The organism is Micromonospora sp. NPDC005413 (assembly GCF_040606435.1).
Lineage (GTDB): Bacteria > Actinomycetota > Actinomycetes > Mycobacteriales > Micromonosporaceae > Micromonospora.
In genome coordinates this window covers 152,115-171,690 of record NZ_JBEXEV010000005.1, presented here as the reverse complement: position 1 = coordinate 171,690, position 19,576 = coordinate 152,115, and the positions used below count along the sequence as shown (strand labels likewise).

Sequence of the window (19,576 nt, the reverse complement as noted above, 5' to 3'; positions counted from 1 at the left end):
GCCCTGATCACGACTGCTGCCATCGTCGCGGTCCGGGGCGTCCGATCCGATTGATGCCACCGGTTTCTGCCGTCGGGGGCGCCGTGGACGGTCGGTGGCCGGGTCAGCTGACGGTGACGGTCAGCGCGGTGTCGTTGAGCCCCAGCACCGAGGTGCCGGCGGTCTGCGCCGGTACGAGCAGCAGGAAGGTTTCCACCCGGGTGACCCGGATCGACTTTCCACTGATCGCCGTGCGATGACCGGTGGCAATCAGGTCCGGGCTCTGCGGCACCATCTGGACGGTGGCCGGACCGCCGGGTGCCGGACGCAGCGTGTCGGTGGCGTGGAGCGTCAGAAAGGTCAGCGTGCCGGTCGGCACCGCGACCGCGCAGTCGGACCACTCCGCCTGGTCCATCGTCCGCTGCACCGCCGCGCCGGCACCGGCGAGCTGCTGCCCGTAGACCTCCCAACCGCCGGCGAACTGGCCATCGAGCAGCGGGCTCGACGCGACGAGGGTCTGGTTGCCCGTCGTGGACCCGATGCTGCGGGCGAACACCTCCGCGGCGAGTGCCCGACGGCTGGTCTCGTCCAGGGCGGTGCCGCCCGCCGTGGCCGGCCGGCCGTCGAGGCTCCGGGCGACCACCAGCGACGGTTGGGTGACCTGAACGTTGTGGCTGAGCTTCCACTGGCCGTCGGCACCGAGCAGGAACTGGCTGACGTCGGTGGGAGCCAGCTCCGAGCCGGTCAGCCTGAGGGTGGCCGTGGCGAGGAAGCAGGCCGGGTCGCCGGGCGGCACCGCGAAGGCCGGGTTGATGTGCTGGAAGGACGGTTGCGCACGCTGGTTGTAGGCGGCCCGGCGTACTGCGGCGATGCTCAGGTCCAGCGAGGGCGAGACCTCCTGGGCCCGCAGCGCCTCGACGTCACCGGCCACCGAGGCGGCCGAGTCGGCCTGGTCGAAGGCGGTGAGCACCAGCGCGGCCCGGTCCCGACCGAAAGTGGCCGAACCCTGGGGCGCCGGGGTGGCCGCGTCCACCGGCTCGCCACCACAGCCGGTCAGCACGAGCAGCGCCACCGCGGCGGCGGCAAACGGCATCGCCGGCACGCCGGCGGCGAGGGTACGCGGGCTCCTGACGGATCTTTCGCCCAGCATCTCGTCCTCCATCCGCCACCGGTCCACGGGAATCGCGCCCGATGCAGTCGAGTATGTGAGCGGTTGTCGTGCCAGGCCGGTGGCGGCGCGGCCTCGTGCTGCCAGGCCTGTCGGCGTTGCACCAAACGACGTCATCCGGCCTGGATCGCGGTCACCGATCGGTGTCATCGAGCCGAGCGACCCAGGCGACCAGACCCGACCGGGAAGCGACGCCTGCCTTGCGGTAGATGCGGGTCAGGTGCGCCTCCACCGTGCGAGGGCTGATGTTCAGCTGCCGCCCGATCAGTCGGCTGGTGGCCCCGGTCGCCGCCAGCCGCGCGATGTGCCATTCCCGGTCGGTCAGGGCGGCGACCTCGCGCGGGCCGACCGGACGGGCCAGTCGCAGGCTGACTCGTTCCGTCCCGCACCAACCGGCCAGTTCCAGCGCACGGCGGCGGGCACGCGCCGCCGGGACGGCCTGGCCCGCGGCTTCGGCCGCCCGGGCCAGGGAGGCCAGCGCAAGGCTGCGCCGTAGGACCATCCCGCCTGCGCGGAACAGGTCAGCCGCGGTCTCCAGGTGCAGCAGCGCCGCCGGGACCTCGCCGCGGGCGAGCAGCACCTCGCCGTACGCCGACTCGGCGAAACCCCGCTGCCCGGGGAGACCGACCTGGTCCGCCTCGGCCATCGCCAGCCGCGCCTGCCGCTCGGCGTCGGCCACCTCCCCGGCAGCGAGCGCGGCAGCGCAGAGCAGCTCGTACCACATGGGTCGGAGGGTGGTCTGGAAGCGGCTCAGCTGGCTGTCGCCGCCGGCTGAGCGCACCATTTCGGCACAGGTCGTCGGATCACCGGACAGCAGCGCCGCAGTCGCCAGCGCCGTCGCGGCGGTACGGCCGCACCAGGTGGCGAGGTCGGGGGCGATTCCGACGGCGCTGCGGGCCAGCGCCACCGCCCGGTCGTCGTCCCGAAGGCCACCACGCCACGCCGTCGCCTCCGCCTCGAAAGCCAGGGCGAAGCTCAGCAGGTGGCGACTGCCGATGCGCCGGGCGACGATGCCCGCCTCGGTAGCCAATCCGATGGCGGTGGTCAGCTGACCGCCGTAGTAGGCCACCTGACTGCGACCGAGCAGCAGCTCGCACAATCCGTCGTCGCGGTGCGAGGCGCGGACGAGCGTGAGCCCTCGGTCGAGGTGCCGCACCGCGTCGGCCTGCCGTTCGAGGTACAACTCACTCAGGCCGAGCGCGGTGAGGCAGTCGGGGTGGTCCCGCACGTCCCGGTCCGGCAGTGAGTCGACGATCCGGACGCCGGCATCGAGCAGGCCCCGGGCGTCGTCGAGTGCGCCATCGTGCGCGGCGGCCAGACTGCGGACGGCCAGCAGGCCGGCTTGGTCTGCGCCGGAGCCGCCGAGATCTCCGGTGAGCCCGTCGGGCACGGGGCGGCCGGCCAGGATGCCGGCGACGCCGATCTCGGTGGCGAGTCGGTAGCCACCGGTGGGTCCGGCACCGGCTGGCAGGGCGGCCAACTCGCGCCGGCTGATAGCCGCCGCCTCCGCGTAGTTACCGAGCAGGCGTTCCACCCGCGCCCAGAGAGCTACTGCTTCGGCCCGTCGTCCCGCCGGGTCGGCGGGGAACAGCGGCACGATCTCCTGGAGCAGGGCCCTACTCTCGGCCAGGTCGCCCGCCTCCCCGGTGATCTGGGCCAGCGCGAGTGACACGTCTTGGCGATGCTGCGTCGAACCGGCCGCCGGCCGCAGCGCACGCAGCGCCAGCCGCAGCCAGCGGATGGCCAGGTCCGGTGTCTCGCGCCGGATCTCCTGCGCAGCTCGGCAGAGCACGTCGACGCAGCGGTCGGCCCAGCGGCCGTTCGGCAGGGCGAGCAGGCGCTCCGCGTAGCGGGCGCGGTCCGCGGGTGGCGCGCCCAGATCGACCAGCGCGTTAAGCGCCCGCGCACACGCCTCCACCTGCCACTCCGGGTCGGTGTCCTGAACGACCGCCATCCGCAGCACCGGGTGCCGGAAGGCGAACCGTCCAGTGCCGGGAACACGGCGGATCAGGTCAAGCCGGGCCAACCGCCAGGCGGCCTCGACTGCCAGCGACGTCGGGACCTGCGCGACCTCGGCGAGCAGGTCCGCGGCGAAGGGCGCATCGAGGATCGCCCCGGCCCGTAGGCAGGCCAACTCGACGGACGGCAGGTCCGTCCACTCACGGCGCAGGACGGTCACCGCCGCATCGGACAGCCGGGCGCCCTGTGGTTCACGGGTAGGGTCGGCGCTGTGCGAGGTGGGGTCGCTCGGCAACGCCGCCAGGTAACCAGGGTTGCCGCCGGTCAGGTCGTACCGTGCGCGCAGCTCCACCTGGTCGACGTGGGGGTGCAGAAGCGCGACCTCAGTGAGGCTGAGAGGGCGGAGTTCGATCCGATCGGGTGACGTCGGTTCCGCGTCGGCGGGTTCGTCGGGATCTGGTGGACCGAACGGCATCGGGGTCGCCATCTGCCGGGGGCGGTAGACGAGCACGAGCAGCAGCGGGGCGGGCACCGGATACCGCAGCAGGTGGGCGATCAGACCGGTGGAGGAGGCATCCGCCCAGTGCAGGTCGTCGAGGATCAGCACCAGACCATCCCGGGCCGCCAGACCGATCAGCCGGCGGGCCAACTGGTAGGTCCGGAACCGCCGGGCGTCCGACGCCCGCGCCGGCGCCGGTGGCACTGCGGCGGCGGACTCCGCCCAGGTCTCTCCGGTGGACCGCCCGGCACGCAGCCCGCGTCGGAGTGGCTGACCCCCCGTGAAGGCGTGCCGAAACACGTGGAAGGGGACTCCTCGCTCATCCGGCGCGCAGGTCCCGACGGCCCAGGGGACGGTGGGGACGCACAACTCCAGGGCCTCGCGGACGAACCGGGTCTTGCCAATGCCCGGCTCCCCGACCACCTCGCAAACCATCTGCCGGCCGCGGCTCAGCGCGGCGGCCTGGGCTCTCCCGACACGCGCCAACTGTGGTCGCCGCCCGACGAATCGCGGGCTCGTTGACGCACTTTCCAGCCCAGGTGTCATCACGCAGACCGACGCCTTCCGACACACTTCAAAGGGATTGGTCGCACTATACCGGAGCACCGTCCGATGTCGAATGTGTCGATGTGGCCAGCTCATATTTCACCGGGCAGCACCGGGCGTGGGTTCTTTTACCACATCGCACCACAAGCGCAGAAAGGGACCGGTCACCAGAAGGGCGGAACGATGTCCCTGAAACCCAATAAATCACCCATGGCCTACCGCGTCAGGCGGGGCGCCGATGAGGTCGATGCCCGGCGGGCTCCAGCCTGGACACCTGGACAATCATTTTGGAGGCCGCGCCCACCCTGATATCACCACGATCATGACCGCCTATACCGAACCACCCGAAGCAGTCATATTTCTACCTTACCTTCGACTTTGACGCTCAGAGCACGTACGACGAGCCGCCCGCGAGGGTGTCGACAGGCGACAAATGACCAGGGGTCGGTCTGGCGACACAGCCCGTCTCACCGGCACGCTTGGCACCGGTGAGGAAGTGCTTCGACGACAACTGCTGCAACGCACTCAATTCGGCAAAACCCGCATGTCGTTTAAGGTCGCCCGACACGACGACCTTCGCGAGAATAGGACGGGCAGGGCATGGACCAAGGCACCCGCGACGAGGTGCTCGGCCGCCTGGCTGAGGCAGTCGGGTCCGTCACAGTCGCACACCCGACGCGGGTTGCCATCGACGGACCACCCGCCGCCGGCAAGACCACCCTCGCCGACGAGCTGGCCGACGTCTTGCGCACACAGGGCCGCAACGTCATCCGCGCGACGATCGACAATTTCCTCTTCCCCCGGGCACAGCGCTATCCGCGCGGCGAGTACTCGGCAGAAGGCTGCTACTTCGACACCCACGACTACGACGCGCTGAACCGGGTTCTGCTCGATCCGCTCGGTCCGGGCGGAGATCGACGCTTCCAACCCGCGGTCTACGACCGCACCGCGGATACTGCGCTGTCCCCGCCGGTCAGGACTGCCCCCGCCGACGCCGTGCTGGTCTTCGACGGCGTCTTCCTCATGCGCCCGGAACTGATCGAGCGGTGGGACCTGCGCATCTTCGTGTCGACAGCGCTCGAAAAGACCGTCGATCGTGCCGTGATCCGAGAGCGCCAGGTGTTATGTCGGGCCGACGTAGAACGGCGCTGGCGCGAGCGTTACATCCCCTCCCAACAGTTCTACTTCGCTACGGTCCGCCCGACCGATCACGTCGACATCATCGTGCACAACGACGAGCCCCAGCAGCCGGTCTGGGAGACCCGAACACGCTGATCCGGATGTCGTGCGGCGGTGGAAGATGGATGCATGATCGGTGACAGGTGGGGCGTGACGGACGGCGAGACATCCCGCTCCTATCCGTGCGATGACTTGGTCGTGTCACCCGCTCTCGAGGCTTGGCGGGGGGTGCGCGTTGAGGCGCCCGCCGCAGCGGTGTGGCCATGGGTTGCCCAAGTGAGAATCGCACCGTACGCGTACGACTGGATCGACAACCTCGGCCGCCGCTCACCTCCACAGCTGCTGGAGCTGCCCCCGCCTCAAGTCGGAGAAGCATTCACTACTGCGGGCGGGCGGAAGTTGGGCAGGATCGTCTCGGTCGACCTCGGAAAACAGCTCACGGGCAGCATCATGGGTGCCTTCATGTCCTACGTGCTTGTGCCCCAGGAACACAACACCACGCGCTTGCTGCTCAAGGTCGTCATGCGGACCAGCCGCTGGACCGCCCTCGGGCTGTCGGTCGGCGACCTGGTCATGGCTCGACGACAGTTACTGAACCTGAAGCAACTCGCCGAGCGCCACCACCGGGGCACGGCTACCGGATGACGACCAGACACACCCTCATCGAGTGCGAGCGCCTCGTCGGTCTCGGCGCCACCCACTCGCGCCGCGACGAGCCGGCGCCTCCGACCAGCGCGGGCTACATCGTGATGGCCGATCCGGAGGGCAACGCGTTCTGCCTGGGCTGAACGACGGGGAACTTCACCCCGGTGAGGTCTTCGGAGACGGCCCACAGCCGCTGCTGGACGGCTACCTCGTACGACTTTGGGCTGGAGGTGACCAGCCGGGGGTGGCCCATGACCTCGTTGCGTCCGCCGGGACCGTAGTACTGGCCGCCGAGCGCGGCGGGGTCGGTGGCGGCGCGCAGGGTCGGCAGCGCGCCCATCGCCGGCGTCTGGGTGATCAGCGGCGCGAGCCAGGTGAGCGGAAGCCGGAGGGCCGCGGGGGTGTTGCGGGCGAGCTCGGTGCTGGACATGCCGGGGTGCGCGGCCACCGCGACGGTGGTGCCGTGCGTGGCGAGCCGGCGCTGCAGCTCGTACGTGAACATCAGGTTGGCCAGCTTGGACTGACCATAGGCGGCGGCCCGGCTGTACGACCGCTCCCACTGCAGGTCGTCGAAGTGGATCGCGGCCCGGATGCGGTGGCCGGTGCTGCTGACCGTCACCACGCGCGAGCCGGGCACCGGCAACATCAGGTCCAGCAGCAGCCCGGTGAGCGCGAAGTGGCCGAGGTGGTTGGTGCCGAACTGCATCTCGAAGCCGTCCCGGGTGATTTGCTTCGGGGTGTACATCACGCCGGCGTTGTTGATCAGCAGGTCGAGCCGGTCGAGCCGGGACCGCAGCGCCGCCGCCGCGGTCCGGACGGAGTCGAGCGAGGTCAGGTCCAGCGCCTGCACTGTCACGTCGCCGGTCATGCGGGCCGCGGCCTGCTCGCCCTTCTCGACGTTGCGCACGGCGAGCACCACGGACGCCCCGCGCTCGGCGAGCGCCTTGGCGGTCTCGTACCCCAGTCCGGTATTGGCCCCGGTCACCACGGCCACCCGCCCGCGCTGGTCCGGAATTTTCGCCGTCGTCCACTTCTCGCTCATGTCTGGCTCCCAACTAGCTAACGTACCGAAGGTATCTTGTGTTCGATGACGTTAAAGTACTTTCGGTACGTTGTCAACGTACCGCAGGTACCTAAGTTAGGCTGGGGATCGTGACTTTCCAGCGGGCGCGAACCGAAGAGCAGCGGGAGATCCGCCGACGGGCGATCCTCGACGTGGCGTCGGCGATGCTCGACGAGATGCCCGTGGCCGCGGTCACCCTGAACGAGCTCAGCCGCCGGGTAGGCCTGGCGAAGCCGAACGTGCTGCGCTACTTCGAGTCTCGCGAGGCGGTGCTGCTGGAACTGCTGGACCACTTCCTGCAGGAGTGGCTGACGGAACTGGCAGTCGAGTTGGCCGCCGGCATCGACGAAAACCTACCCATGGCCGAGCGAGCGGCAGCGGTGGCCGAGATCCTCAGCCGTTCACTCTCCGACCGAGTGGTGATGTGCGACCTCTTCGGCGCACAGGGCAGCGTCCTGGAACACAACGTCTCCGTCGAGGTCGTAGCACGCTACAAGCGCGCCTCCCTGGACCGCCTGACAACCATGACCGCCCTGATCCAGAAGTACCTGCCGGAGCTGGGCGAGAACGCAGTGCTGTTCAGCCTGCAAACCATGGTCATGGCCGGCGCGCTGTCGGCGTACAGCACACCCCCACCCAGCCTGCAGGCGGCCTACGAGGCCGAGCCCGACCTGGCCCGCTTCCACTTGGAGCTGAAGGACTACTTGAAGCAGGCCCTGACCGCGACCCTCCTGGGCGTGCTACCCCGCCGCTGACCTGCGGCCTGGTCCGGCCGGACTCGTAACAGGACACCTGCACCACCAGCGTGCGCATCTGCCGGGCGGCGCCCCGGACCGCCGTCGGCGCGCGACTGGGTGGCTGAGCGTGAATCCCACCTAACTCGACAATTCTTCCCCTAGGTTCGATGCGCAGGAGGCAGCCGAAACCGGGGAGAGACGTGGACAGCTATCCGCCGATCGAGGATCACGGACTCATCGGCGACCTGCAGACTGCCGCGCTGGTGACGTGCGACGGGACGGTCGACTGGTTCTGTGCGCCCCGCTTCGACTCGCCGAGCATCTTCGCCGCGCTGCTCGACAAGGAGAAGGGTGGCTATTTCCGTATCGCGCCGCACGACGTGCGGTACGTCACCAAACAGCTCTACCTCCCCGGCACACCCATCCTGATCACCCGGTTCATCAGCGCGGACGGCGTGGCCGAGGTGATGGACTTCATGCCGGTCACCGGCGAGCGGGTCACCGACGCGCACCGCCTGGTCCGCCTCGTCACCATGGTCCGGGGCAGCATGCGCTTCAAAGTGGAGTGCCGGCCCCGGTTCGACTACGCCCGCGAAGAGCATCAGCTGGAGCGCCACCGCAACGGCTACATCTTCCGCAGCCGGTCGGCGACGATGACGTTCAACCCGGTCGACCCGATGCGGCAGTTGATCTCCGAGCGCGGCGACGTCCGGCTTGAGGACGGCGACCTGGTCGCGTACGGCACCTTCAACGAGGGCGACATCGGCGGGGTGATCCTGGAGACGGCCGGCACGGAGCCACGGATCATCTCGCAGGAAGAGGTCCAGGGAATGTTCGAGTGGACCCGGGACTACTGGCGGCGCTGGCTTGAACGCTCCCGCTACACGGGCCGCTGGCGGGAGATGGTCGAGCGCTCCGCCATCACGCTGAAACTCATGACGTACGCGCCGACCGGTGCGATGATCGCCGCGCCCACTGCCGCGCTCCCCGAGCTGGTCGGCGGCACCCGCAACTGGGATTACCGCTACACCTGGGTACGGGACACGTCGTTCTCGGTGCACGCGCTGCTCGGCCTCGGCTTCACCGAGGAGGTCAGCCGGTACATGAACTGGCTGGACGAGCGGATCCGCGAGGCCGGCGACCTCCAGGATCCGCTGAAGATCATGTACCGGGTGGACGGCTCCTCCGACCTGCACGAAGAGATTCTCGACCACCTGGAGGGCTACCGCGGCTCGCGGCCGGTGCGGATCGGCAACGGCGCCGCCGACCAGGTCCAGCTCGACATCCACGGCGAGGCGCTCTACGCCATGCATCTCGCTGACGAGCAGGGCATCCGCGTCTCGCACCAGGTGTGGAAGAGCACCGTCCGGCTTGTCGACTGGCTCTGCGGCCACTGGGACCAGGCCGACGCCGGCATCTGGGAGAGCCGCCACCACCCCCGTAACTACACCTTCGGCCGGGTGATGTCCTGGGTCGCGCTGGATCGGGCCGTCCGTCTCGCTCTTCGGACCGGCCGGCCCGGGGACATCCCCCGCTGGACCGAGCAACGCAACCTCATCTACAACCAGGTCATGGCCCGTGGATATGACCGGGGTCGCGGCACCTTCGTGCAGGCGTACGACGAGAGCGTGCTGGACGCAGCGTTGCTCTCCATGCCGTCAGTCGGTTTCGTCACGCCGAGCGACCCACTGTGGCAGTCCACCCTGCACGCGATCGAGCGTGAACTGGTCTCCGACAGCCTCGTCCACCGGTACGACCCGGTCCACTCCCCCGACGGTCTCCCCGGTCATGAGGGCACGTTCAACATGTGCACCTTCTGGTACGTCGAGGCTCTGGCACGGTCCGGCCGCCTCGACGACGCCCGGCTCACGTTCGAGAAGATGTTCACCTTCAGCAACCACCTCGGCCTCTATGCCGAGGAGATCGCCGCGACCGGGGAGCAGATCGGCAACTACCCCCAGGCGTTCAGCCACCTCTCGCTGATCAACTCAGCGCTGGCGCTCAACGATCTGCTCGACGCCGAGGCCGACGCGCGGCGCCGCCGCTAGCTCCACCTCGTCGATCTAGGGCATATCGCTGCTAGTGGATCTCGAATCACGACGATATGCCCTAGATCGACGGTGCTGGCGCGGGCACTCCGGTTCGTCACCGATCAGGTTGACCCACAGCGCGAGGGTTATCGCAGATCGACTCGGGCACCAGAGACTCTGGCGGCGGGACGGATTCGTCGCCAGCCGCCGCCTCGGCGATGCACCTCGGCAACTCGCCCCGCACGCCCGTCGTGCCACGAAGCTGGGACCTCGGGACGTGGACCTGTCCACCGATCGCGAATACGGCCTGGGCTCACTGGCAATACGTCCACGACGACGTCCGGGTACGCGCGTTCGGACGGGGGGGCCAACCGTCTGACGGTGGGCCCCGCGTGCGAGCAGTGCGGGGTCAGCCTTGGCGCCACTTCTGGTTGGCGGTGCCGGCGCAGTCCCAGATGATCAGCCGTGCACCGTCGTTGCCGTTCCAGCCGTCGATGTCGACGCACTTGTTGGCCTGCGGGTTCACCAGGTCGCCGGCCGCCGACAGGACGAACTGCTGAGCGCCCGTGCCGTTGCAGGACCAGAGCTGAACGACCGTCCCGTTGGCGGTGGACCCGCCGGCGACGTCCATGCACTTGTTGTTCTGGGACCGCAGCGCTCCGCCACTGAACGTCCACGCCTGGGCGGCGGTGCCATTGCATCCCCAGGTCTGCAGCGGTACACCGTCGGAGAAGTTGGCCGACGGTACGTCGATGCACTTGTTGTTCCAGTTACTGATCAAGCGGGTGCTCCCGCCGCCACCGGTGGTGATCAGACTGAGTCCGTAGGTGCTGAGGATCTCGTTGACCGGCTGGAACCACATCGTTCCGCCGGAACTGCAGTTGCCGGACCCGCCCGAGGTCACACCCTGCGCCTGGTTCCCCGAGATCCACGAGCCACCGGAGTCCCCGGGCTCGGCGCAGGCATTGCTGCGGCTCAGGCCGGAGACGGCACCCTGGGCGTAATTGATCGTCTCGTTGCGGCCCAGAATCGTGCCGCAACGCCAGCCGGTCGTACGGCCTGACCGGCACACCGAGCTGCCGATCGCGGCGTCCTGCGAACCCGCCACTGCCACGTTGCCACCGGAGTAGTTGTTGACCCACGGCTGGGGTGTCCAGGAACTGTTGGTACGAATCCACGAGTAGTCGTTGCCGGGGAATGACGAGCCGGCAAAGCTGCCCTGTGCGACGTTGTTGTAGCCGAGGGTGGGGCTGCCGACGCCGCCACAGTGTCCGGCGCTGACGAAGCCGCCGACGACCGCGAAGCCGACCGAGCAGAGTGTGTTGCCGTTGATCACGTACTGGTCGCCACCGCGGATGTCGTACAGGGGCCGGGGTGCTTCAGGGGTCTCGACGACGGCGATGGCGTCGACGGCGACGCCGCTCTCCCGGGCGAACGACCTGGCGGCCGACTCGCCGCCGGGCTGCGCCCGCACGACGACGCGGTTGGTCAGGACGTCGACGTACCAGCCGTGGACGCTCCTGCCGGCCTTGGCGCTGTGCCGATCGAGCGCCGCCAGCGTGGCGTTGAGCTGCTTTTCGCTGCGGGAGACCACCGTGGCGTCCGCGCCCTGCGCGCGTACCACGGTGATGGCGGAGGTGTCGGTGACCGCGACGGTCAGGCGGTCGCCGCCCTCCGGGATCCAAGCGCCGGCGAACGACGGGCCGAGCCGCTCGCGCAGCCGCCGCTCGACGGCGGGCGCAACGGCCTCGACCCGCACCCGCTTGACGATCTGGGCGTCGGTGAGGTGCAGATCCCGCCGCATGGCGGCGACCATCGCGGGGTCCATGTCCTGGTTGGGCGAAGCGGTCGGCGCGGCCTTAGCCGGACCCGGGCCGGCAAAGCCGACGGTCGGCGGGAGGCCAAGCGTGGCGAGCACCACGGCGGCGATGCCGAGCATCCTTTTTGAACTGTTCATTGGGATTCCTTCCAGCTCCCGGCCGCACGTCGACCGCGGACCGGCGGTGGCGGAGGAGGTACCGTGACGGGTTCGGAGAGCGCTCTCTCACCCGAAGAGTCTGCCCTCGGCATAAATGTCTGTCAATCTCTGATGGCTTCGGCAGGGTTCGGGTGCCGTAGACCTCCACCTCGAAGACGCTGGAGGCCTGATCGGTGGTCTGCGGACCGGCGGTGTGGACACCTGCGGCAGGCCGCTTGCCGCAGTATCGAAGGCGGCGCGAGGTCTGCTGCTGACATCCGTGTCGGAGACGGTCGTACGGGAAATCGTGTCAGCCGGAGCGGCTGCCTCCGGATGCGGCCAACGTAGGGGAATGTCATCCGAGTCGTACCGGTCCGGGCGCCGCAGCCTCTCCGGCCCAGTGCGGGCCAGGGATAGCGTCAGAAGCTGCTGACCAGCTTCACGAACGCCTCGTCGATCTTCGCGGGATCGGTGGCGTCAAAGGCCTTGCCCGACGATGCCTTGGCGATCAGGTCCAGGGTGGCGAAGTCCGACTCCCGGTCGAAGGCGATGCAGAACACCTTCACCGGACGCTGCGGGTCCAGGGCGACCTCGGCGAGCAACCGGGCCAGGTCGTTGTCCCGGCTGTACTCGTTCTTGCCGTCGGTCAGCACGACGAGCGCGTTGATCCGCTGCGGGTCGTACCGGTCGAGCAGCTTTCGGTGTGCGGCCCGGACCGTCGCGTAGAGCGCGGTGCCGCCCTCGACATGCAGGCCGGCGATCTTGCTGTTGATCCGCTTCTGGTCGAACTCGCCGAGAGGGACCTCCTCCCGGTACGGGCCCTTCGGCAGCTTCGGGGTCTCCGAGGAGAACGACCAGAGCCCCACCCGGTCTTCGGTGTTGAGCAGCGCGAGGCCCTTGCCCGCCGCCGCCGAGGCGACCTCGAAACGGGTACGGGTGCCGACCTTCGCCTGCATCGACCCCGAGGTGTCCATGGCGATCAGGATGTTGGCCTTCTTGCGGAGCGTGCGCCAGCCGTCCAGCATCGCGCCGACCACCTCCGGGTCCGGGGGCTCGAAGTAGGTCAGCCCGCCGGTGGGCTCGGCGCCGACACTGGCGAGCAGCTCCGCCGAGGCTCGGCGCTTGTGGTCCCGGAAGCCGAGGCGGGCGAAGCTCTCCTGCTGGGCGTCCTCGGTCAGGAACGCCTGGAGGTCGGCCGCTGCCGCGCGCTGCCGCTCATCGGCGGAGGGCAACACCACGAACGGGTGGTCCAAATTGAACGTGCCCTCCTTGGGGTGGACGGCGACCAGCGGAACGTTCGGTCGGCGGCCCCGCTCCTGCCCCTCCTGCCGAGGGCTCAGTGCACCCGTGTTGTAGAGGTCCACCAGCTCCTCCTGCAGGACGATGGCACTCATGTCGTCCGTACTACCCGCCCCGCCGGCCAGGTCCGCCTCGGCGAGGCTGCGCAGCAGTTCCACCGAGTCGTCGCTGTAGTGCGACACGTTGGCCTCGATCCGGCGGACGAACTGGGTGACCGCAGGGTCGGCCAGGTCGGACCGGGTCAGGTCGCTGGCCCGTTGCACCGCCGCGTAATAGGTGGCGATGGTCGCCGCCAGCCCGGAGGTGGACAGGTTCGGGTTGTCCTTGCCGAAGGTAAAGCGGCCCCACTCCGGCTTGCCGAGGCCCTCCCACCCGTCCCGCCCGGAGAGGCCCAGGATCTCCCCCCAGCCCAGCGACCCGCGCTGACGTACCAGCTCGGCCTTGGGCTGCGGCATCGCGATCACCAGCGGGCTGTTGGCGATCGACGGGTAGCGGTCCGGCGTCTGCGGCGCCCGCCCGGCGGCCTGGTCGAGCAGCCGGAGCTGGCCAGTCCACAGGCTCGACGTCGGCAGCCAGACCTGTGGCTGCGGCAGGCCGGTGTGGGTCCAGCCAGTGGCCAGCGCCTCGGCGGCCTCGCCCGAGTTCAACACGCTGACGTGCACCTGGGCGCAGCCACCGCCATCGATCGACCGGTCGCTGCGGTTGTAGCGCTCGGCCAGGTCGACCAGCAGAGCCGCCTTCTCCGTAGAGGAGTTGACCTGGAGGGTGGTGGCGCAGTCGGTGCGGGCATCATCGTTGCCCGCTTCGCGCTGCCGGACGAACACGAACGCCCCGGCGATGACCACCAGCCCGGCGGTGACGGCGGCGGTGTACGGCAACCACTGCCGCGTACGCGTAGCGGATGGGGCCATCGGGACGTCCTCCTCGGCGGGCGGCTGGTGGCAGTCAACCTATCGATCCGGCGCCAGCCGGCGACCCCGACCCCACCGCACCGATCACCCGCGGTCGGACCGTCCCCCGACCGCCGTCGCGACCAGCAGCCGAACCAGGTAGACCACGACGAAGGCGACCGCCCCGGCCGCGGCGGCCGGGCCGACCGCGCTGGACGCGACGTAGCCGGCTGCGGCGCCAGCCGAACCGAGGAAGAGCGCGGTCGAGACGCCCCAGGCGTCAAGGGCCTCACCACGCAGCCGCCGCAACGCGCCGTCACCTCCAGCACCGACGCCGGGCGCCGTCACCGGGAGGTGCGCCGGCTGGGTCGGCCGGGCCTGGGTCGGCACCGTCGGCCGGGTCGGTATCTGCGGCTGCGTCGGGTGCGGTTGCGGTGCCGTCGGCGTGACCTGGGGCAGCGGGTGGTTCGGCGTCGGCGCGCCCGCGGTCTCGTTGCCGGCCTGGAGCAGGTTCTCCCGACGTAGCGGATCGGCGACCCTGCCGTCCTGCCGGAGCAGCCGCACCAGCACGCGCTCGGCATCAGGCCGGTCCGCCGGATCCTTGGCCAGGCACTCCCGGATCAGCTCGTCCAGAACGGGAGGCAACGCAGGCAGCTCAGGCGGATCGTGCAGCACCCGGTGCATCACAGCGAAGAGCGAGTCATTGCCGAAAGGCGGCCGACCACCGGCGGCGAAGGCGATCGTGGCCGCCCAGGCGAAGACGTCGCAGGGCGGACCGACCGCGTCGTTGCGGAACCGCTCGGGCGCCATGTACGCGGTGGTCCCCATGACCCGGCTGGACGCCGTCTCGGTGACGCCCAACGCGCGGGCGATGCCAAAGTCGATCACCCGAGGACCGTCCTCGCCCAGCACCACGTTGTCCGGCTTCAGATCGCAGTGCACCACCCCGGCACTGTGGATCGCGGCGAGCGCGGTGACGGTGCCGACCGCGAGCCGGTGCAGGGCGTTACCGGTCACCGGGCCACGCTCGCGGACGTGCCGGTGCAGGGTCAGGCCCTCGATGAACTCACTGACCACGTAGGGCCGCTCGCCGCCCACCTCGGCGAAGAGCACCTGCGCGGTGCAGAACGGAGCGACCCGGCGTGCGGCGGCGATCTCCTTCACGAACTGCGACCGCGCCCGTGGATCACTCAGATCGACGTTGACCATCTTGACCGCGACCCGGTCACCGACGTCGTCCTCACCGAGATAGACGACCCCCTGCCCACCCGCGCCCAGCCGGCCGACCAGCCGATACGGGCCGGCGGTGACCGGATCGTGCGTCCACAGTTTCGCCAACCCTGGCACCGGCGTGCCGGCCAGTTCTGACATCCCGACTCCATCAGTGTCGTGCCCGGCCACCGGCGGCGCAGGACACGGCCATCGTGCCATGTCCGCCGCCGGTGACCGAGGGCGTTCGACCATGGGTCGAGGTCGAAGAACACACATTCCCAGGGGACGTGACTCGGCGCCGGGTCTGGCATGGCCACTCCCCCGCACAGCCGCCGCACGTCCAGGCCGGCTTGATCGGGCGGTGAGTGGTCACTGCGGGCCGTCCTGGCCGTACAGACAACCGCCAACCCTGGCACTACGACAGGGCCAGGTTTGTGGAGGACCGTCGTCGGAGGTCAGCGCGGGTACGCCTGATCTGGCGACCTCGCCGTTGATCGGTAGCCAGTAGAACGGAATGAGCGCGGCGACTGCGATCAGGCAGGGAGTCCTCGCGGTGGCTCCAACGGCCTCCGGCGCCCTGATCACCCGTGGCGGCACCGGTTGCCAGCGGATCTCTGCGGCGCTAGGTTGAAATTTCATCGATCAACGTCTACCTCGCAAGGTACCGGGGGCCCGCATGTCCACGTCTGTCACTCGCCGCACCGTCCTGGCCGGTGGCGCCGGTGCCGCCATCGGCCTGGCGATGCCCGGCCCCGCCGCCCACGCCGGTGGCCACCACCCCACCAGCGTGAGCTTCACCCTCGACGCGAGAACGCTCGACGGCGGTGAGCAGGTCACCTCGGTCACTCTCGACACCGGCCGGCTCGGGCCGATCGACACCGCCGGGCTCACCCCCGGCACGTTCACCGTGCATGCCAAGGCCACCAGCCCGATCCCGATCGCTCCCGGCGATCTGATCTTCAGCGAGTACGACCTGGACCGCACGGTGACCGCGGCCCGGCTCGACCGCCACGGAAACATCGTGCTGGAGCTGAGCTACGCCGAAGGCCAACTCGGCGGTGGCACCCTCGGCTACATCGTGAGCAGGGGCCGCAACGTCCGGCTGGACCTCGTCTACACCATCAGGCAGAACACCCCGCTCGTCCGGCGCCACGGCCCGCCGGTCACCATCACTCGCTTCGTGCAGGGGCGGCTGTCGAACCCCGAGGTGGACGCCTTCAGCCACCACGTCTCGGGCTCGGGCCTGAAGTACCGGTTGTACTCCCCGGAGCGTTCGCCCCGCCTCGGTCGGCTGCCGCTGATCCTCTGGCTGCACGGCGGCGGCGAGGGTGCCGCACTGCCCGACGACTACTACGACAACGAGACCACGCTGCGCGCCAACCGCGGCGCGTTGGGCTTCGCCACCCCGGAGGCTCAACGGATCTTCTCCGGCGCGTACGTCGTCGCTCCGCAGAGCACCTCCTACTGGATGGAGGACGGCCCCCGGTTCGCCCCGCTGATCCGCGAGATCGTCGAGGACCTCGTGCGCCGCAAGCGTGTCGACCCCGACCGGATCTACGTGGCCGGTTGCAGCAACGGCGGCTACATGTCCCTGGAGATGACCGTCGCCTATCCCGACCTGTTCGCCGCGTCGGTGCCGATCTGCGGCGTCGTCGAGCCGCTCGACGGGGAGGGCCCGCCGCTGATCACCGACGCGGAGCTGGCGAGGATCCACACCCCGACCTGGCTGGTCACCTCGCGCGACGACGACACCGTGCCACCCGAGACCAACACGATCCACGCCCATGACCTCATCCCGGGATCACTGATCACCCTGTACGACCACGTTGTCTGGAACGGCTACCAGTTCCCCGGTCACTGGTCCTGGATCTACGTGGCCCGCAACGACCCGAGCCGCAACGGCACCCACATCTGGCAGTGGATGGCCCGCCGTCGTCGGTGATCCGCCGCTCAGGGTCATCGTCCGGGCCACTATGGTGCTCGGTGGCACAAACGTTGCGAGGTGCCCCGCGCGAGTGGGGAGAATCGGGAAGCCGGTGTGAGTCCGGCACGGGCCCGCCGCGGTGACCGGGGAGTTGCCACCTACGCGTACCAGACGCAGCCACTGGCCCTGAGGGGCTGGGAAGGCGGGTGACCAGCGTAGATCCGGGAGTCCGAAGACCGGCCTCGCGTCATCGGCCCCGCCAGGGGCACGAGCGCAGCGGGAGCCTGCCTTGAACACCGGACTCTACGAGACCATCCACCGCCGCCGGGACGTACGTGCCCAGTTCACCGGGGCGCCGATCCCCGACGACACGTTGCACCGGATCCTCACGGCGGCGCACGCCGCGCCGAGCGTCGGTCTCTCCCAACCCTGGGACTTCATCCTGGTCCGCGATCCTGAGCTGCGGCAGGAATTCCACCGGCACGTGGAGCGGGAACGGGACACCTTCGCGGCCACACTTGACTGCGCGGCGGCGGAACGCTTCGCCCGGATCAAAATCGATGGCGTACGCGAGTCGACGTTGTCGGTCGTGGTTACGTACGACCCGGAGCGGGGTGGACCGGCCGTGCTCGGTCGTCACGCGATCGCCGACGCCGGCCTCTACTCGGTCTGTCTGGCGATCCAGAACCTGTGGCTGGCCGCGACCGCCGAGCAGCTCGGAGTCGGTTGGGTCTCGTTCTACCGGGAGCCGTTCCTGCGCGACCTGCTCGGCATTCCGGCCACCGTTCGCCCAGTGGCGTGGCTCTGCCTCGGCCCGGTCACCCAACTGGAGCAGACGCCGGACCTGGAGCGGCACGGCTGGCGCCAGCGACGCCCGGTGTCGTCGGTGATCCACCACGATCGTTGGACGACCGGGTGACCGGCGCGAAGGCGCCAAACGGCATCGTCGCGAGCACGCGTGCCCGGACTATCGGACGTCTACGGCTACCGACCTCCGCACTCCCCCAACTTCCCGGGATCTGTAAACAACCCTTGATATTAAACTTCACGGACGTCAATATGTGTGGAGGTCGCGGGTCGCCGAAGCCTGGGGAGTGAGCCATGAGAAGCCGTCGATTTTTCGCAGTGCTGGCCGGGGCGGCGATGACCGTCACGGCCGCCGTCGCCTTCGTCCCCAGCAGCATGGCGGCCGTGTCCTCGGCCAACGCCATCCCGATGGTCGCCTGCACCGCCCCGGCCTGGGCCGAGGGCCCCACCTACCAGGCGGGCGCCCAGGTCACCTACGGCGGCCGGCTCTACCAGGCTCTCGTCACCCACACCGCGCACCCCGGCGCCGGCTGGAACCCCGCCGCGACCCCGTCGCTGTGGCGCGACCTGGGCGCATGCTCGGGAAGCACTCCGCCGCCCACCACGCCACCACCGACGACCCCGCCGCCCACCACGCCACCACCGACCACACCTCCCCCCACCACGCCGCCGCCAACCGGTGGGACCTGCGCGGTGAAGTCGCGGCCCGCCGGCAAGGTGTTGCAGGGCTACTGGGAGAACTGGGACGGCGCCTCCAACGGCGTACACCCCGGCCTCGGCTGGATCCCGATCACCGACAGCCGGCTCAACCAGCACGGCTACAACGTGATCAACGCAGCGTTCCCGGTGATCCGCTCGGACGGCACGGTCCTCTGGGAGAACGGCATGGACGCTGGCGTCAAGGTGGCCACCCCGGCCGAGATGTGCCAGGCCAAAGCGGCCGGCGCCACCATCCTGATGTCGATCGGTGGGGCCGCAGCGGGCATCGACCTGAGCTCCAGCGCGGTCGCCGACCGGTTCATCGCGACGATCGTGCCGATCCTGACGGCCTACCACTTCGACGGCATCGACATCGACATCGAGACTGGCCTGACCGGCAGCGGCAACATCAACACCCTGTCGACGTCGCAGGCAAACCTGATCCGGATCATCGACGGAGTGCTGGCCCGGATGCCGTCGAACTTCGGCTTGACCATGGCACCGGAGACGGCCTACGTCACCGGCGGCAGTGTGGTCTACGGCTCGATCTGGGGTTCGTACCTGCCGATCATCAAGAAGTACGTGGACAACGGCCGGCTCTGGTGGCTGAACATGCAGTACTACAACGGCAGCATGTACGGCTGCGCCGGCGACTCGTACCCGGCGGGCACCGTGCAGGGCTTCACGGTGCAGACGCAGTGCCTGAACAACGGCCTCACCATCCAGGGCACCACCATCCGCGTGCCGTACGACAAGCAGGTCCCGGGCCTGCCCGCGCAGAACGGGGCGGGCGGTGGCTACATGTCGACGTCGTTGGTCACGCAGGCGTGGAACTCCGTGCCCGGTATCAAGGGCCTGATGACCTGGTCGGCGAACTGGGACGGGTCGAAGGGGTGGACCTTCGGCGACAACGTGAAGCGCCTCCAGGGCCGCTGACAGGCAATGGCGCCGGGGCGTACCGTCAGCCGGCCTCCCGGCGGGCG

General features: G+C 69.5%; 15 protein-coding genes and 1 riboswitch. Of the genes, 8 read left to right on the top strand and 7 right to left on the bottom strand.

Going from position 1 to position 19,576, the window contains the following annotated elements; translation table 11 throughout:
• Nucleotides 1–103 precede the first annotated feature (103 nt).
• The 3 genes from ABZS37_RS09820 to ABZS37_RS09810 form a co-directional block, all read right to left on the bottom strand.
• Nucleotides 104–1,129 (bottom strand): hypothetical protein, encoded by a 1,026-nt coding sequence (locus ABZS37_RS09820; RefSeq protein WP_355167346.1) that lies wholly within the window; start codon nucleotides 1,127–1,129, stop codon nucleotides 104–106.
• 151 nt (nucleotides 1,130–1,280) lie between these two features.
• Nucleotides 1,281–4,151 (bottom strand): AAA family ATPase, encoded by a 2,871-nt coding sequence (locus tag ABZS37_RS09815; protein WP_355167468.1) that lies wholly within the window; start codon nucleotides 4,149–4,151, stop codon nucleotides 1,281–1,283.
• Nucleotides 4,152–4,536: 385 nt separating this feature from the next.
• On the bottom strand, nucleotides 4,537–4,719 hold the full coding sequence (locus tag ABZS37_RS09810) for a hypothetical protein (RefSeq protein ID WP_355167344.1): 183 nt from the start codon (nucleotides 4,717–4,719) through the stop codon (nucleotides 4,537–4,539).
• A 32-nt stretch (nucleotides 4,720–4,751) separates the two neighbouring features.
• Between ABZS37_RS09810 and ABZS37_RS09805 the strand changes: the two genes are divergently transcribed.
• The 3 genes from ABZS37_RS09805 to ABZS37_RS09795 all read left to right on the top strand — a co-directional run bounded on the left by ABZS37_RS09805 (nucleotide 4,752) and on the right by ABZS37_RS09795 (nucleotide 6,118).
• Nucleotides 4,752–5,426 (top strand): uridylate kinase, encoded by a 675-nt coding sequence (locus ABZS37_RS09805; RefSeq protein WP_355167342.1) that lies wholly within the window; start codon nucleotides 4,752–4,754, stop codon nucleotides 5,424–5,426.
• Nucleotides 5,427–5,606: 180 nt separating this feature from the next.
• A complete protein-coding gene (locus tag ABZS37_RS09800) occupies nucleotides 5,607–5,975 on the top strand; it encodes a hypothetical protein (protein WP_355167340.1) in 369 nt (122 codons plus the stop codon).
• On the top strand, nucleotides 5,972–6,118 hold the full coding sequence (locus tag ABZS37_RS09795; protein WP_355167338.1) for a VOC family protein: 147 nt from the start codon (nucleotides 5,972–5,974) through the stop codon (nucleotides 6,116–6,118). Before ABZS37_RS09800 ends, ABZS37_RS09795 begins: the two co-directional genes overlap by 4 nt.
• Here ABZS37_RS09795 and ABZS37_RS09790 read toward each other — a convergent pair.
• Nucleotides 6,070–7,017: an SDR family NAD(P)-dependent oxidoreductase gene (locus ABZS37_RS09790; RefSeq protein ID WP_355167337.1), complete on the bottom strand. Its 948-nt coding sequence runs from the start codon at nucleotides 7,015–7,017 to the stop codon at nucleotides 6,070–6,072. The two genes, ABZS37_RS09795 and ABZS37_RS09790, sit on opposite strands and share 49 nt — an antisense overlap.
• Nucleotides 7,018–7,127: 110 nt before the next feature.
• On the opposite strand from ABZS37_RS09790, the gene ABZS37_RS09785 reads away from it, so the two are divergent.
• The gene (locus ABZS37_RS09785) at nucleotides 7,128–7,793 is read left to right on the top strand and encodes a TetR/AcrR family transcriptional regulator (RefSeq protein ID WP_355167335.1); all 666 of its coding nucleotides are present in this window, start codon (nucleotides 7,128–7,130) and stop codon (nucleotides 7,791–7,793) included.
• Nucleotides 7,794–7,975: 182 nt separating this feature from the next.
• On the top strand, nucleotides 7,976–9,823 hold the full coding sequence (locus ABZS37_RS09780; protein ID WP_355167333.1) for a glycoside hydrolase family 15 protein: 1,848 nt from the start codon (nucleotides 7,976–7,978) through the stop codon (nucleotides 9,821–9,823).
• 391 nt (nucleotides 9,824–10,214) lie between these two features.
• On the opposite strand, the gene ABZS37_RS09775 is transcribed toward ABZS37_RS09780, so the two are convergent.
• From ABZS37_RS09775 to ABZS37_RS09765, 3 genes are all read right to left on the bottom strand, one after another.
• Complete coding sequence (locus tag ABZS37_RS09775; protein WP_355167331.1) at nucleotides 10,215–11,762, bottom strand: RICIN domain-containing protein; 1,548 nt, start codon at nucleotides 11,760–11,762, stop codon at nucleotides 10,215–10,217.
• Between the two features lie 419 nt (nucleotides 11,763–12,181).
• On the bottom strand, nucleotides 12,182–13,972 hold the full coding sequence (locus ABZS37_RS09770; RefSeq protein ID WP_355167329.1) for an extracellular solute-binding protein: 1,791 nt from the start codon (nucleotides 13,970–13,972) through the stop codon (nucleotides 12,182–12,184).
• An 84-nt stretch (nucleotides 13,973–14,056) separates the two neighbouring features.
• The gene (locus tag ABZS37_RS09765; protein WP_355167327.1) at nucleotides 14,057–15,322 is read right to left on the bottom strand and encodes a protein kinase; all 1,266 of its coding nucleotides are present in this window, start codon (nucleotides 15,320–15,322) and stop codon (nucleotides 14,057–14,059) included.
• 517 nt (nucleotides 15,323–15,839) lie between these two features.
• Here ABZS37_RS09765 and ABZS37_RS09760 point away from each other — a divergent pair.
• From ABZS37_RS09760 to ABZS37_RS09750, 3 genes are all read left to right on the top strand, one after another.
• Nucleotides 15,840–17,105 carry a PHB depolymerase family esterase gene (locus ABZS37_RS09760; protein WP_355167325.1) on the top strand — a complete coding sequence of 422 codons (1,266 nt, stop codon included), beginning with the start codon at nucleotides 15,840–15,842 and terminating at the stop codon, nucleotides 17,103–17,105.
• 41 nt (nucleotides 17,106–17,146) lie between these two features.
• Nucleotides 17,147–17,347: riboswitch (cobalamin riboswitch) on the top strand.
• Between the two features lie 29 nt (nucleotides 17,348–17,376).
• Nucleotides 17,377–18,006: a 5,6-dimethylbenzimidazole synthase gene (gene bluB, locus ABZS37_RS09755; protein ID WP_355167323.1), complete on the top strand. Its 630-nt coding sequence runs from the start codon at nucleotides 17,377–17,379 to the stop codon at nucleotides 18,004–18,006.
• A 182-nt stretch (nucleotides 18,007–18,188) separates the two neighbouring features.
• The gene (locus ABZS37_RS09750; RefSeq protein WP_355167321.1) at nucleotides 18,189–19,529 is read left to right on the top strand and encodes a glycosyl hydrolase family 18 protein; all 1,341 of its coding nucleotides are present in this window, start codon (nucleotides 18,189–18,191) and stop codon (nucleotides 19,527–19,529) included.
• The last annotated feature ends 47 nt before the right edge of the window (nucleotides 19,530–19,576 follow it).

What these genes read in the sequence shown, in the direction of transcription:
- ABZS37_RS09790 (WP_355167337.1), bottom strand. Translation starts at nt 7,017, where the DNA reads ATGAGCGAGAAGTGGACGACGGCGAAAATTCCGGACCAGCGCGGGCGG.
- ABZS37_RS09750 (WP_355167321.1), top strand. Translation starts at nt 18,189, where the DNA reads ATGAGAAGCCGTCGATTTTTCGCAGTGCTGGCCGGGGCGGCGATGACC.
- ABZS37_RS09795 (WP_355167338.1), top strand. Translation starts at nt 5,972, where the DNA reads ATGACGACCAGACACACCCTCATCGAGTGCGAGCGCCTCGTCGGTCTC.
- ABZS37_RS09820 (WP_355167346.1), bottom strand. Translation starts at nt 1,129, where the DNA reads ATGCTGGGCGAAAGATCCGTCAGGAGCCCGCGTACCCTCGCCGCCGGC.
- ABZS37_RS09770 (WP_355167329.1), bottom strand. Translation starts at nt 13,972, where the DNA reads ATGGCCCCATCCGCTACGCGTACGCGGCAGTGGTTGCCGTACACCGCC.
- ABZS37_RS09805 (WP_355167342.1), top strand. Translation starts at nt 4,752, where the DNA reads ATGGACCAAGGCACCCGCGACGAGGTGCTCGGCCGCCTGGCTGAGGCA.
- ABZS37_RS09775 (WP_355167331.1), bottom strand. Translation starts at nt 11,762, where the DNA reads ATGAACAGTTCAAAAAGGATGCTCGGCATCGCCGCCGTGGTGCTCGCC.
- ABZS37_RS09765 (WP_355167327.1), bottom strand. Translation starts at nt 15,322, where the DNA reads ATGTCAGAACTGGCCGGCACGCCGGTGCCAGGGTTGGCGAAACTGTGG.
- ABZS37_RS09760 (WP_355167325.1), top strand. Translation starts at nt 15,840, where the DNA reads ATGTCCACGTCTGTCACTCGCCGCACCGTCCTGGCCGGTGGCGCCGGT.
- ABZS37_RS09815 (WP_355167468.1), bottom strand. Translation starts at nt 4,151, where the DNA reads ATGACACCTGGGCTGGAAAGTGCGTCAACGAGCCCGCGATTCGTCGGG.